The following is a 14735-nucleotide window of genomic DNA, read 5'->3' as shown; positions in this document are numbered from 1 at the left end:
GTGAATGCTAACTTATCTATAAGAACAAGCGTTCACTGTTCGGTGCAAACGGCTGTCAATCAATGATGACTATGCCGTTTTTGCCATTCTTTTTGGCAGTGTACATGGCTTTATCTGCCCGCCGGATCAACTCCAGCGGTTCTATTTGTTGAGGTTGCGGGCCGCCATAGTAGGCGATGCCTATACTTAAAGTGATATTGAGCTGCTTGTCACCTATCTGCACCGGCTCGGCAATCATTTTCTGGATATTGGCTGAAATCCTGTTGGTGTCCTCTTTATTTTTGAGATTTTCCAGCACAATCACAAACTCATCCCCCGCGTACCTGACCACAGTGTCAGATGTCCTGGTGCAGCGGTTGATACGGTTAGCCACCTCTCGAAGGAGCTGGTCGCCAGCCTGATGGCCGTGCGTGTCATTGATTAATTTAAAGCCGTCCAGGTCGATAAACACCAGTGCCAGGTAAGTCTGGTGGCTTTTAGCGCTTTGGAAAGCCACCGGCAACAATTCTTCCAGTATCCTGCGGTTAGCCAGGCCAGTGAGCGGGTCGTTCCTGGCTTCACTTTTGAGCAGGTTTTCTAGTTGCCTGCGTTCGGTGATATCGCGTAAAAAGGAGGTGAATAACACTTGCCCATTAATCTCCAGCGCATTCACCTGCAACTCAATCGGGATGCGTATGCCATCTTTACGCACTGCTTCCAGCTCAATCCGGTTACCGACTATCCTGGAGTTTTTTTCCTGCAGATAGCGACTCATGCCGGACTGGTGGGCGTGCCTTAACTCGGGCGGAATAATCAGGGTTTCCAGTTTTTTGCTTATCGCTTCTTGTTCCAGCCACCCAAAAGTATGCTCTGCCTGTTTATTCCAGGCAGTGATGCATCCTTCGGAATCCATGCAGATATACGCCTCATTGGCATTGGCAAGAATAGTCCTGAGCTCAAGTTCTTTATTCTGTAGTTCCTGTTCAGATTTTGATTTTTCCTGATAGGCATGCGACAGCGATTGATTGACTTGCCTGAGTTCATCCGTGCGCTGGCTGACCTTTTCTTCCAGTGTTCTTCTTAAGGCATCCAGCGCAAATTCGGTTTCTTTGGCCACGTTGATATCATTGATGATGGCAATCAGGTAGTCGATTTCATTGCCTTCTGTCATTTGTTTGGTGACCGTGATTTCTACCCAGACGAGTGAACCATCTTTTCTGATGTATCTTTTTTCCAGCTGGTAGCGGTCGATTTTACTTTCTTGCAACTGCTCCAGCAGCACCAGGTCATTGTTCAGGTCTTCCGGGTGCGTGATATCCTGGAAAGTCAGGTCAAGTAGCTCTTCCCTGGAGTAATTGACGATTTTGCAGAGCTCGTCATTCACTTGCAGCCATGGTCCTGAGGGTTTTACCAGGGCAATGCCGGCACCGGCATTTTCAAAGACACTCTGGAATTTACCGTGCGCATGATCAATCGTATCTTGTGCACTCAGCATGCGCTCACGAAACTGGATCTCTTTGGTTGCCAGCTGGGCAAGGTCACTCAATGCCTTTAATTCTCTTGCGTTTGGACGTTTGGGTTTACTGTCGATCACACACAAGGTGCCGAGCGAATAACCCTCGATACTTTTGATCGGGATGCCGGCATAGAACCGGATATTAGGCGCATTGACTACCAGCGGGTTACTGAGAAATCTTGCATCACTGCTGGCATCCTCGACAATTAATTCGGTGCCGCTACTGACTGCATGGGTGCAGAAGGAAATATCCCTGGGCGTCTCGGAAACGTCTATGCCATGCTTTGATTTAAACCATTGCCGGTGTTCGTCTATCAGGGAAATCACCGAAATCTCGGTCCCGAGAATCGTGGATGCTACACGGGTAAGGCAATCGAAAAACTCATCCGGATCTGAGTCCAGCAAGCCTAATGATCTTAATTTCTCCAGCCTCAGTTTCTCAATGTCTTGTTTGCCGAATGCAGTTTTTTCTTGGGTCGCCACAGCTTACTCCTGACGGTTGTCATGCAAACTATATAAAATTACGTGCTAAAAACATAGCGATAAATAATATAATTTAATGGCGTTTTTCTTCAGTTTGCTGTGTGACAAGTACAAGGCGGATTCGTTTTCACTTCTTGCGACATGGGGAAACATTTAATAACAGGCAGACACATGGCAGGTCAAAGCAAGCCTGTAAAAAATGAGAACAACAAGGTAGAGCCCTGATTGTTCTCTTGATGAAGATATTGAAAATTATTTTTTGGGTGCCGCCGCGTTTTTTCTTGGGTCATCACCAGGGTTGGTATATTGAATATCCCAAGGCCCGGTCGCAATCAGTTCAACGATGGTTTCCTGATCTGTAGTCCATACATAGTGGGTATGTCCTGGTGGCAATACAAAGCTGGAACCTGCATTCAACAACTCTCCGTTGGTTTTATCAAGCACTTTGCCCATGCCATTTCCCAGTTTGCCGCTCAACACGGTCACCACTTCGGTATATGGATGCGTATGCGGTGGAATAGGGTAGTTTGCCGGGAATTTCAGCCAGGCGATGAATACGCCTTTTTTGGTCGGGTCACCCACGACGATGGCGCTTTGCGCCCCTTTTGGCAGAATAGGCTCGTCTTTCCATTGAATATTTTCAGGGGTGAAAGACTGCATGGTGCTGGCATGCATGCGCTCAATATCATCCTGCGCAGAAGCAGCGCTCGCCAGGCAAAAAATGAACGGGGTTAAACATAGTGACAGTGTTTTCATTGAAATTCCTCTCATCAGGTGAAGCATTTTTATGGATGTATACAGATCTGTATATAAAGAATCTATTCTTGCCCAATTCATGATTTACCTGCTAGCAATATTCTTGAGTGCTTGCTCAGGAAATTAATGAATCACCCCTGCAACTAATCTTTACTGGTTCGGGATATCTTCCTATTCCCGGCATAAAACGCTTTTACCTCAATGGCTTGCATGAAGTTAATCAATTATTTTATTCCCGCAAGGTAAAAACACAGGGTTGTAGATTTGCGATTAATATTGACGCCAAGGCTTAAATTGAATGGATAGTCACAGATTAAAAAACTAAGGCTATTCGTTAAACATTGGCTGGTTTATGTTTATCGCGGTAATTAAATTGAAAATTAGCCCACAATTGCCGCGTTTTTGCATGAAAAGCGCGCACGATAGTTAAAATAAAATCGTTTCAGACATTTTTTCATGAAATAGCAAAGTGTTTCGTAAACCTAATCAAACTGAGAAAAGCTTTGGTGTTGGCCTGTTAGCGACGCTGCTCGCCTTTTTGTTCTGGTATTTCCTGTTTGAATACCAGCGGCAGAAAGAAGAAAGTGAAGCCTATCTGGAAGCGGCATCTTATGGCAACGTGTTGCGTTCCGAGATGGACCGTGAACTGAACTCCTTGCTGTTCATCTCCAATGGTTTGTCCAGCTTTATCAAGGTCTACCGGAATGATCTCGAGACTGAAAAAGTACAGTCCATCCTGGCGGATTTATGGGCTCAGGCGCGGCATGTCAGGAACCTGGCAGTGGCCGTGGATTACAAGATTACCTATGTCTACCCTGACAAATCCAATGAAAAAATCTTTGGTATAGACTACCGTGAAGTGGCCTCGCAATGGCCAAAAGTCAAACTGGCAATAGATTCCCGCCAAGGTGTCCTAGATGGGCCACTGGAGCTGATCCAGGGGGGAAGTGGCATGATTTACCGATTCCCGATTTTTGTCGAGGGCAAGTACTGGGGCATTATATCGACAGTCATCGATACCCATGCATTTCTGGATGATGCCTTTAAAAACAACCGTCGCAACGATTTCGCTTTTGCAATCAGGACGGCAGAGGACAAAAAGGTGTTTTATGGCGACCCCAGGTTGTTCAGGCAGAAGCATGTCTATATCCAGGAAAGCCTGATTCCTAATGGTAAATGGCAATGGGCAATTGAAAACAGGAAAATGCATAACTTGCGTGACCGCTGGTTCGGAGTATTGCTGAGCTTGTTGTTTAGCACGCTGGTTGGATTGTTTTCCTACTTTTTTGCCAAGGAACGTTATTACCTGTCCGAAGGCGCACTCATGGATAGCCTGACCGGCCTGCCAAACCGCAGGCTGCTTGAAAACCGGCTGAATTATGTGCACTCCGAAGCTAAACGCTTCAAGAGGAGGTTCGGGTTGATTGCGCTGGATGTCGATCACTTCAAGAGTATCAATGACACTTTTGGTCATGACGTAGGCGATGAAGTGATCAAGGCGGTGGCTTACATCCTGGAAAGCAATATCCGTGATGTGGATACGGTCAGCCGCATCGGAGGTGATGAGTTTGTGATCGTGGTAAAGGACCAGCACTCGGAAGAAAGCCTGATCAAAGTAGCGACCAAGTTACTGAGCGTATTTAAAAAACCCATGCATATCCACGAGCATGAGATTACTGTACACCTGAGTATAGGCTTGACGCTGTTTGACCCGGATTCTGAAGTCGCGTTGAAACAGCTGTTCAAGCAAGCGGATATCGCTTTATATCAGGCCAAACAAAGAGGCCGCAATACCTACAGTTTTTGGCGATAGCCAATGATAAGGCTCTCAGCGTTACCTCCATTCAGCCTGGCAAACAGCCGTGTGACCGAATTAATCGATAAGCCATCACATCGTCATTAAGTTTTACGCAACCTTTACTGGTGGCCTCGTTCAATACAATACAAACCCTTCATTCACATGCTGCTGTCCTAAAGATAGTTTGGTAAGAAACTGTGCGCTGGTGAAAAATCATATTCGCGGATACATGTTAGCATTGCATATTTTATTGATATAAATGCAATTATGAGATTCAGGTACATTCGTTGTTTGCTGGTAAATGCTGTCCTGGTCGTTTGCCCGTTGATTCAAGCCTCTGAAGAAACACTTTTTCATGAAACTGACGCCGCCCACAGTGATCGCAGCCTGAGAATTCCTGAGCCTATGGTCTATGACCTTGTACGCCCCCTTGGCGTGAAAAAGGGTGACCTGGAAATCAATGCGCTGGTGGATATCAATCAGCAGACAAGTGATGCCAGCTGGGCGCCAGAGGTTGAGTACGGCCTGGCGGATGACCTGGCATTCGAGCTTGAATTACCTTTTGAGAATGCCAGCCACGAGAGATATAAGCTTGCTATCCAGAAAACGCTGGGCGTTTACAACCATCTCGGTATGGCTAATGGCTGGCAGGCATTTGTGGACCTGAACAAACATACTAAAACCCTTTCTGGGGATGCGACCTATATTCATGCCATTAAATGGGCTGACAACTGGTCTTCACTGAGTATGCTGGGGTTGCGCATGCATGGCATCAACCGCAGTGCCGATATCGAATACCTGATCAACAATACTGTGTTTTATGATGTATCGACACGGTTGACGCTGGGCCTGGAACTGAATCAGGAAGTCAGCACCGGTGGCACCTGGCGTTACAGAGTCACGCCACAGCTGCATTACGATATTGATCAGCATTACACAGTGCAGGCGGGCGCTGCACATTCAACGCTCAACCCCATAGGCAAGGCAGAAAAGTTATGGAGCTTCAGGGTGATCAGGGTGTTTTAGTGGGAGATGATATCACTATCCTGTTTGATAGGTCGCATGGTATGCGTTTGCAAGGTACAAGCCCAGTGGTGAAATATCCGCGGTATTCAAACAGTCCGGGTGGGGCGAAGATGCAAGAAAAACCAGGGATCCACACCTGATATCAGGTGGAAATCTGAAGGGAGAAATCCAGGGCTGGGCATGATGTATGATTTTAGCCAAAACCAGCGCATATATTGTCACCATTATTATTAATTTAATTGTATGAGATAGTATTAATTTTTCTTATCATTCATAATCCTTAAAAATCTTTATAACAGTTTTTTCATGTGACGAAAGATGAATTGATGTAAGTGGTCACTCCTATTCGACATGTGGAATTTCATTCGATACCTACTCTTTTTATGCATAAGCATGGTAGTGGTTTGCCAGGTGAATGCGGCACCCGGTAAAGCCATCACTGTCATCAGTGATGATAATTACCCACCGTATTTATTCAAAGATGACCGGGGCAATACCGTCGGCATAGTGGCCGATTACTGGAAGCTATGGGAGCAGAAAACCGGCATCAGCGTCACGTTGCTCTCTACCAGTTGGGAAATGGCACAACAGCAATTGTTGAGTGGTCATGCCGATGTGATCGAAATGATTTTCCGCAATCCTGAGCGAGAAATCAGATATGCCTTTTCCGCGCCTTATGCCACGGTGCCGGTAGGCATTTATGCCCATGAAAGCATGAGTGGCCTGATCTCTGCCGACTCCCTGACCGGGTTTACCGTCGGTGTACAAAAAGGCGATGGCTGCATTTTCAAACTGAAAGAAGCCGGGGTAAAGTCGTTCCGGGTCTATAACTCCTATGATGAAATCATTCAGGCGACGCTGAGCGAGAAAGTCATGATCAGCTGCATGGATGATTATCCTGCCCGCTATTATTTATACAGGCTTGGCGCTGAAAGTAACATCTTGCGGGCCTTCACGCTTTATCAGGGCCGCTTCCATCGCGCGGTCAAAAAAGAAAATCCGCAGATGCTGGCCCTGGTGGAACAAGGGGCAGCGATGATTACGGCTGAAGAAATGGCAGCCATCGAGTCGAAATGGAAAGGCAGCCATGTGCCGCGGAATGCTTATTCCAGGCAAGCCATCCTCGCTGTTGCACTGATGCTGGTGATTGGCTTTTTGCTGGTGTTGCTGATTTATACATTGCGTGTTGCCGTCAGGCGCAAGACTGCAGAGATTCAAAGTAAAAGTGAAGAGATTGAAAACCAGCGCTTACGCCTGACAGAGATTATTGATGCCACCCGCGCAGGTACCTGGGAATGGAATATGCAAACCGGTGAATGCCAGTTCAATGCACGCTGGGCCGAGATTGTTGGTTATACCCTGGACGAGTTGCAGCCGCTGACATTGGATGTGGCCAAATCCCTGATGCATCCGGATGACTTGCAAGTGGCCATGCAGATGATTGAGCGCCACCTTAACGGGGAAATAGATTTCTACGAGTGCGATATCAGGATGCGCCATAAAGATGGCCGCTGGATATGGGTATCTGACCGTGGCAGCCTGATTTCGCGCACCTCTGCCGGTACGCCTTTGGTCATGCGCGGCACGCATTTTGATATCACAGACAAAAAAGCGGCTGAAGAAGTCATCTGGCGGCAGGCGAATTATGACAGCCTGACCCAATTGCCCAACCGGCATTATTTCAACCAGCAACTGGTTGCAGCCATTCAGCAAGCATCTGCCAAACAACAGCGCCTTACATTACTATTCCTGGACCTGGATCAGTTTAAAGATATCAACGATACGCTTGGGCATCACCGTGGAGATGATCTGCTGGTTGAGGTCGGGCGCCGCATCGAGCAAAACCTTCCGCAAGCGGCGACTGCTGCCCGCCTCGGTGGTGATGAGTTCGCCATTATCCTGCCTGCGGATGACGCGGATTTGCAAACATTATGCAACCAATTACTACAGGATATCTCGCATTCCTATACCCTTGGTGGTGAGCGTATATTCGTCACCGCCAGCATAGGCATCAGCCAGTTTCCGGATGATGCGGTGAATGCGGATGAAATGATCCAGCATTCAGACCAGGCCATGTATGAAGCGAAGAGTCGCGGCCGGAATAACGTACGTTTTTTTTCGCTGGCGATCCGCGATGCACTGGCCCAGCGTACTTCGCTGGCCAGAGATTTGCGTAGCGCGGTGGAGAATAACGAGCTGCGCGACTATTACCAGCCGATTATCTGCCTGCGCACCGGCAAGATAGTCAAAGCCGAGACACTGATGCGCTGGCAGCATCCGACACGCGGGTTGATCAGTCCGACATTGTTTATCCCGGTGGCTGAAGAAATTGGTGAGATCACCCGCATGGGTGACTGGATCTTCAGGCAGGCAGTGCAAAATGTATTGAAATGGCAATCGCTGGTAGACGATGAATTTGCCATCAGTGTCAATAAATCACCGATGCAGTTTGTTGAGCCTTCTGCGATCAGCTACGACTGGGTGCAACACCTGCAAACGCTTGGCGTAGAAGGCAAACGCATTGTGGTAGAAATCACCGAAGGTCTTTTATTGCACCCTGACCCGGTGGTGGAGCAGCGTTTGCTGCATTTCAGGGACAGGGGAATCCAGGTGGCGATTGATGATTTTGGTACTGGTTATTCCTCGCTGTCTTACTTAAGCAAATTTGATATCGATTACCTGAAGATCGACCAGTCATTCACCCGTAACCTGAACGAGGGCAATGAAAGCTACGTGTTATGCGAGGCGATTATCGTCATGGCCCATAAACTGGGCCTCAAGGTGATCGCCGAGGGCGTGGAAACCGCCTTGCAGCGCAACTTGCTGCGTGACATCCACTGTGACTACGCACAGGGGTTTTTCTATTCCCCACCTATTGCAGCAGAGGCTTTTGAGCAGTTGCTGAAAGCCGAATCTCAAAAAAACTGGTCTTGAAAGCCCCTGCTTTCTGCCTTGGCTGAGGATTGTTGCAATCCATTGCTCCATACTTAAAAGTAGTTAAAACACATGCTAGAGACCGTGTTATTGATTAGCATGCCAAATTCTCATATTTGGCAACAAATCAAATAGAAGGCAATATGAAATTACTTATCAAAGCGGTAGTGATCAGCGCATTGTCAGTGCAAGCTTGTGGTGCATAGGCAGCTGTACTGATGTAGGCGTTGCCGGCTGGTGCGCAGACGTAGTGCTATTGTTTAATCGTATTCTGCTGCACTAAGTGCGCGCATCCAATTAAAAAAGACTCAAGAGCTCTTGAGTCTTTTTTGTTTCAGCACCGGTTTTAAAATTTGAGACGCAAGCCAGCGCCTACACTGTTGACGTCGCGATAGGTGGTGGCACTCGGGTATTTGTCCCCTGAAAAATGGTTCGTGGTGTAAGCCAGGTAGGTATCAAAGCGTTTGTTAAACTTGTAGTCAGCCATTGCTGTCCAGGTATCAATTTTGCCTTGCGAGGTGGTGGAAATGGTAGGGCCTTCAATGGCATCCGCCTTGGTTTCATAAAAACCAATGGAAGTCGTCAGGCCAGCCAGCGCCGGTATACGTTGCGCAAAATCAAAATTGGCACCCAGGTAATACACGTGGTTATCCTGTTTGAAACCTGGTTGTAATGCCGACGTTGCCACACCACCAAACACGGTTTGATCGTAAAGGTTGTGGTAGCTGATAGAAGGCGATGAGGAAGGTTTTAACTGATACCACTCCATACCGCCTATGATTTTCAGGTCTTTGGTGGGAGACCATCTGCCGGTGATTAATGCAGCTTCTGTATTAAGCAGGGACACTGCAATGGTGTCATTCGCTAAAGGATTGCCTTGATCTGCAACGCCAGAGCGCACCGAGTCGAAAAATTTATCATAGGCGAACTGCACGCCGAATTCACTGCTTTCGTAGCCTACTTGCGTGGTGAAGCCATTGCCGTGTTCTGTGCCCGCGGAATTACCGAACTGATTAATCACTGCATAATTGATTTTGTCATGACTCTCTAATTCGTACACATTGGCATACTTGATCGAGTTCTTCATGCGCGAGTTTTCAGATACGCCACCCCCGCCGCCAACAGTGCCGCTTTCACCCAAGGGTGAAAAACTGTCTGCTTTACCGTTAGGGTCATAGGTGACTGTAATTTCAAAAAACGGGTTGTATTGGGTACCATAGGTCAACTTACCCAATGAACCACCATCCAACCCTGCCCAGGCTTGCCTGGTAAACAATTCACCGTTCATGGATGAGTTGGTGCTGACGCTGGAGTTGGCATTGGTACCGGAGTTGTCTGCCAGTGTTTGTGCAGCATCATGCAATTTCATGTCCAGCGTGTTAAAGCCGGCTTCAAACTGATAAATGAATTTAAAGTCATGATCCCACATTTGAAGTTTGGCTACTTCGCCTTTGAAACCCAGGCGTGAACCCTGCCAGCCACCATTCACCCAATTAGTTCTTGAGGTGGTCCTGGGCGTTTTTTTTGCGCCTGCATAAGGGTAAAAGTTATTGGCTAGTTCGTAGCTCTCGGGCAAGGAATGATTGATATGGGTCAGGCCGATATCCACCAGGCCATATACCTGGAAATAGGAAGGATGGTCGCCCAGGTCGAAATTGATCCGGAACGGGTTATCGTCATTCATAAAGCGTGATACAAGAGAGGGTGGCTCTTGTGAAATTTTGTTTGCTTCATCAGCCGGAGTTTGTGCTTCGGCGGCAAATGCCTGGTGAATAGTCAATGGTAATAGTGCCAATTTGAAAAAATGCTTGATGTTCATCCTCTGTCCTTGAAAGCGATGTTGCGGGTTGTTTCAGAACGGGGAGTTTGGATTTTGTGTGTGAATCTTAGATGACAGCCGGCTTACATGAACCTGACAAGCTGGAAATGACGCCGAGGGATAAAAGAAAAAGCCGTGATGCGGGTAGCGATCACAGCTTATTTAAAGTGTATATTTGAAGTAAAGGACAGTGCTAGAAATTATGGGTCAATTGCACACTCAGAATATCAGCGCTGCCTTCGTATTTGCCTGCGATCAGGCCTCGGCCCGGTATGGGAGCTGCCGGCGGTGTTTGATCATCTGAAATGCGTGCATCCCTGATAAATAAATGGGTATACCCTACATCAAGTTTTGTCTCCGGACTATATTGCCAGCTTGCACCCAAAGATAACCAGATGCGGTCATTGCCTGGAATGCGGGCTGTACGGTGTTCGTTATCTATGGCTTCATCATCATAAGCGAGACCGGTGCGGAGCTTTAGAGTATCGGTATAGCGATAATTCAAGCCTACCGAGTAACGTAGTACGTTGTTCCAATGTTCGATGACGGGAGAGCCTACAATAGTACCGCTGCCATTCTCACGCTGGATTTTCAGTTCTTTGAACTGGCTCCAGCGGGTCCATGTAATATCAGTCAACAAGTCCCAGCGTTCATCCAGTCTGCTGAAAGCGCTGAAGGATAAGGTTTCCGGCAGCGTGATATCGGCACTGATATCGGTGTTCAGCGTCGCTGCAGGATTGCCATTGAATGCAGCCAAAGGCGAGCGTACGTCGCCTTTTAAATGCTGCTCGACTTTGGAACGGTAAGCTAACCCTAATCGGGTGTCTGGCGTGACCTGATAAATAGCACCCAAGTTATAACCGAATCCCCAGTCTTTGCCTTTGTTTCTCACAAATGATTCACCAGCTCCCAAATTCACTGCACTGGTAAGCTCGGCTTCTGCCCACATCGCAGAAAATCCTAACCCTAAAGACCACTGATCATTTACTTTCCATGCCAGTGACGGATTGATATTGACAGTCTTAAGTTCTGATTTGACTGCCTGAAAGCGTCCCAACCAGTTTCTGTCGTATTCAGTTTTCAACCCAAAAGGTGTACCTACGCCAATACCGAATTTGAGTTGCTCGGTCAGGTCTTGTTTGTAATATAGGTTAGGTAAAAATGCCCAGCCGCCAAAATCCCCGCCTTCACCGCCGAGTGGACGTCCGCCGCCTGCGATACTGCCCTGATTATCAAAGTCGCCGGTTGTCCTGATTGTATGCAAGGCACCGACCAGTTGGCGCCCCTGAATATAGGTCATGCCGGCCGGATTGAAATAGATGGTACTGGCGTCTTCAGCGACTGCAGCCGCGCCGGCATAGGCGTTACCCAATCCGCTACCACTTTGCTCGGAAAGGGCGAAACCAGCGGCATGGCCCGTGAGTTGATAACCTGACAAAATAAGGCCGGCCAATAGTGGCGACGTAAAGCGTGACATGAATCCCCCTAACGCGTGCTTAATGTATCTTTAAATTATATTGACTACAATTCCGGCTGTGCAACCTTGCGGAAGCCAGCCGGAATACTTTCTGGAAACTCCGCCATGAATGAAGTGGTCTGGCTGGCAGACAATGCGGCACTGAACAGATAGCCTTGTACATGGTGGCAGAGTTTATATTGCAGGTATTCAAACTGGATTGCGCTCTCTACGCCTTCGGCCACTACTTTCAGGTTCAGGCTGACAGCGAGGGCTACCAACGCATCGACAATGGCGATATCGACTTTGTCATGGGGGATGCCGCCAGTGAATTGCTTGTCAATTTTGAGGATATCTACCGGCAGCTGCTTCAGGTAGTTCATGGAGGAATGACCAATGCCAAAATCATCAATCGCGATGCCTATGCCCAGCTGTTTCAACGCATAGAGGATATGCTTGGCGGATTCGATATTGCGCATCACCATGGATTCGGTGATTTCCAAATTAAGCGTACGCGGCGCGATACGGTAAAAATCCAGCGCGTGGCGTATGGTGCCCGACAAGCTGTCATCATCCAGTTGGCGAGAAGAGATGTTCACGTTCATGAACAAGTCCTGGTCAAACATCTGTTGCCACATGGCCAGTTGTTTCAATGACTGGTGAATGACCCATGCGCCTATGCTGATGATCAACCCTGAACCCTCAGCCAAATGGATGAACTGGTCCGGGGCGAGCAATCCCCTGGTCGGGTGGCGCCACCTGAGCAAGGCTTCAAAACCAATGGTTTTGAGTTGCTGGGTATGAATAATCGGTTGGTAGAACAGCTCGAGTTCCTGGTTTTGTAAAGAGAAATGCAGCTCTTCACGCAAGGTGCGTAATTCAGAAGTATTGGTTTCATCCTCGTCGCTGTAAAAGCGATAAGTATTGCGACCTGCATCTTTGGCCTGGTAAAGCGCGATATCCGCGTTTTTCATGACTTCTGTCTTTGAATCAAACCCTGGTCTTAAAGTCGCGATGCCTATGCTGACACCAATATGGATTTCGTGCTCATCGACAATAAATGGCGTGGAAATATTCTGGATTACCCGGTTGCAGACCTGCTCTATGGTGCTGCGTTTTGGCGCTTCCAGAATAACTGCAAACTCGTCGCCGCCTAGCCTGAAGATAGCATCTTCCTGCGACATATTGCCGCGCAATCTGTGCGCAACCTGCTGTAATAACTTGTCACCTGTGTTGTGGCCGAAGGTATCGTTGACGATTTTAAAGCGGTCTAGATCCAGCAACAGCAAGTAAATATGTTTGCGTTCATCAATCGGGGTGGTGATTTTTTTTGTAATGATTTCTTCAAACGCATGGCGGTTTAGCAATAGTGTACTTTTGTCATAATGCGCCAGAAACTGGAGTTTCTCTTCGATTTCCTTGCGGTGCTCCAGCTCTTTCTGCAATTGCGCGTCACGCTGGCTGATGCTTTCCAGCATGTTATTGATGTCTTTGCCAAGCAGGCCGATTTCATCATTGCTGGTGGTGTGAATGCGCTGGTCGTAATGATGGTTCTGGGTGATGTTGCTGACGAAGGTTTGCAGGGTGTGGATCGGGCTGACAATGTAGCGGTTTAACCGCCACATCACGAAATAACCGAACAGGGCGGCAGCAATCGCGGCAATGGTATTGGACCAGGCAAAGCCAATCAGCATATCGACGATCTGTTCCTGTTTGATGATCGCCCTTAAAGTGCCAACTGTTTTCTCGTTCACGATAATAGGGACATTGAGCTCCATATCGCCAAAAAACGGGTAAAGCCATTGCCAGGCAGAGGAGGTCGGGAGGTGTTGAGGGTGAAGACTTTCCAGCTTATGCTGCTGCTGGTCGAGTATCACAATGGTACGGATATTGTTGTTATCCGATAAAGGCTCCAGCGTTTTCGTGGCAGAATCCAGCTCGCCAAACATGACTGCCGGACCAATAGAAGTGGTCACCACATTCATCTGCAGCAAAATGCTCTCTGCAAGATGAGTGCGTAGATTGTGATAATGATTGCCGAGGGCGAATATACTAAACACCAATAGCATACTCAGTGTCATTGCCAACTCTGTCAGCAGTAATTTCTCGGCAATTTTAAGGTTACGCAACAATCTCAACATACACAGTTAATCGTTAATAATATTAGTCGCCAGCTTCAACAGGCGCGCATCAAACACAATCCCCGCCTGTTTGGCCGGCTGTATGCGCAAATCAAACTGGTAGCGCTTATCCTGGGCGCTGATGACCACATGACCATGCTCGGTGAATTTGTTCGTGGCATGCACCACGGTCAATACCACATCTTTTTGGATGGATTGTTGCAGTTCTATTGGCTTCTGTGGAACATAAGCCTGAATATACAACAGATTGCAGCGTTTAACGTCAGTGGTGGCTTTCAACGGGACTAAAAACACCGGCACATTCTGTATTTTTTGCGATTCTAATGTGGCGGCTTGCAGATGAACGATATCTTCTTCAAAAGCGCAGACATTGTAGGCTTCCTGAATGATGCGGTTGGGTGTCTGGCTCAGGAGGGCAAAGTTATAAATCAGCTCGCTGGTGATTTCACGCATATCCTGTGATGCAGCCCAGCCGGTATTGGCGGTGATAATAAGGTAACAAACCGCTATGACCCGTAGAGGGTGAGTGAGCGTCTTGAAAAATGACAGGCTGTTAACCCAGCGGCCGCATTGCAATATTTGCAGTGGTTGAATGACATGGTAAGGCAGAAAAATCATCAGGCTCAATTGCTGCGTCCTCCTGTAAAGGCTTGCTTTCATTTCCGGGCTAACTCCCTTGAGATGTCATCGGGGAGCGCCACTGACTATGCTCAAAAAAATGTGCAGGCAATAAGCGCTAAACTATTAAGTATCATACCTTGAAGCATACAATCTACAATCTAAAAGATTGATAAATTCTGTATGTATTTGATAAATAAACCTTAACT

Annotated in this window: 9 protein-coding genes; 3 read left to right on the top strand and 6 right to left on the bottom strand. The window is 47.6% G+C overall.

Translation table 11 applies throughout. The features are described from left to right. Positions 1–55: 55 nt before the first annotated feature. Entirely contained in the window at positions 56–1978 is a 1923-nt protein-coding gene (locus tag VK958_RS04090; protein ID WP_325239215.1) for a diguanylate cyclase domain-containing protein, read from the bottom strand. Between the two features lie 252 nt (positions 1979–2230). Further along, on the bottom strand, positions 2231–2734 hold the full coding sequence (locus VK958_RS04085) for a cupin domain-containing protein (RefSeq protein ID WP_325239213.1): 504 nt from the start codon (positions 2732–2734) through the stop codon (positions 2231–2233). A gap of 469 nt (positions 2735–3203) precedes the next feature. Between VK958_RS04085 and VK958_RS04080 the strand changes: the two genes are divergently transcribed. From VK958_RS04080 to VK958_RS04070, 3 genes are all read left to right on the top strand, one after another. Then, entirely contained in the window at positions 3204–4547 is a 1344-nt protein-coding gene (locus VK958_RS04080; protein WP_325239211.1) for a sensor domain-containing diguanylate cyclase, read from the top strand. Positions 4548–4799: 252 nt separating this feature from the next. Beyond that, positions 4800–5558, top strand: a complete 759-nt coding sequence (locus tag VK958_RS04075; protein WP_325239209.1) for a hypothetical protein — start codon at positions 4800–4802, stop codon at positions 5556–5558. A gap of 393 nt (positions 5559–5951) precedes the next feature. Next, positions 5952–8492 (top strand): EAL domain-containing protein, encoded by a 2541-nt coding sequence (locus tag VK958_RS04070; RefSeq protein ID WP_325239207.1) that lies wholly within the window; start codon positions 5952–5954, stop codon positions 8490–8492. A gap of 346 nt (positions 8493–8838) precedes the next feature. On the opposite strand, the gene VK958_RS04065 is transcribed toward VK958_RS04070, so the two are convergent. The 4 genes from VK958_RS04065 to VK958_RS04050 form a co-directional block, all read right to left on the bottom strand. After that, on the bottom strand, positions 8839–10311 hold the full coding sequence (locus VK958_RS04065) for a porin (protein WP_325239205.1): 1473 nt from the start codon (positions 10309–10311) through the stop codon (positions 8839–8841). A 193-nt stretch (positions 10312–10504) separates the two neighbouring features. Beyond that, a complete protein-coding gene (locus tag VK958_RS04060; protein WP_325239202.1) occupies positions 10505–11788 on the bottom strand; it encodes an OmpP1/FadL family transporter in 1284 nt (427 codons plus the stop codon). A gap of 44 nt (positions 11789–11832) precedes the next feature. Continuing rightward, complete coding sequence (locus tag VK958_RS04055; RefSeq protein WP_325239200.1) at positions 11833–13908, bottom strand: EAL domain-containing protein; 2076 nt, start codon at positions 13906–13908, stop codon at positions 11833–11835. A gap of 6 nt (positions 13909–13914) precedes the next feature. Further along, positions 13915–14568: a YfiR family protein gene (locus VK958_RS04050; protein ID WP_325239198.1), complete on the bottom strand. Its 654-nt coding sequence runs from the start codon at positions 14566–14568 to the stop codon at positions 13915–13917. Positions 14569–14735 lie beyond the last annotated feature (167 nt).

The organism is Methylophilus sp. (assembly GCF_035460085.1).
Taxonomy (GTDB): domain Bacteria; phylum Pseudomonadota; class Gammaproteobacteria; order Burkholderiales; family Methylophilaceae; genus Methylophilus.
The sequence above is the reverse complement of the archived record's forward strand: the minus strand, read 5'-3'. Positions and strand labels throughout refer to the sequence as shown.

Coding starts and splice junctions, on each gene's coding strand:
- VK958_RS04085 (WP_325239213.1), bottom strand. CDS start 2,734: ATGAAAACACTGTCACTATGTTTAACCCCGTTCATTTTTTGCCTGGCG.
- VK958_RS04060 (WP_325239202.1), bottom strand. CDS start 11,788: ATGTCACGCTTTACGTCGCCACTATTGGCCGGCCTTATTTTGTCAGGT.
- VK958_RS04050 (WP_325239198.1), bottom strand. CDS start 14,568: ATGAAAGCAAGCCTTTACAGGAGGACGCAGCAATTGAGCCTGATGATT.
- VK958_RS04070 (WP_325239207.1), top strand. CDS start 5,952: ATGGTAGTGGTTTGCCAGGTGAATGCGGCACCCGGTAAAGCCATCACT.
- VK958_RS04065 (WP_325239205.1), bottom strand. CDS start 10,311: ATGAACATCAAGCATTTTTTCAAATTGGCACTATTACCATTGACTATT.
- VK958_RS04075 (WP_325239209.1), top strand. CDS start 4,800: ATGAGATTCAGGTACATTCGTTGTTTGCTGGTAAATGCTGTCCTGGTC.
- VK958_RS04055 (WP_325239200.1), bottom strand. CDS start 13,908: ATGTTGAGATTGTTGCGTAACCTTAAAATTGCCGAGAAATTACTGCTG.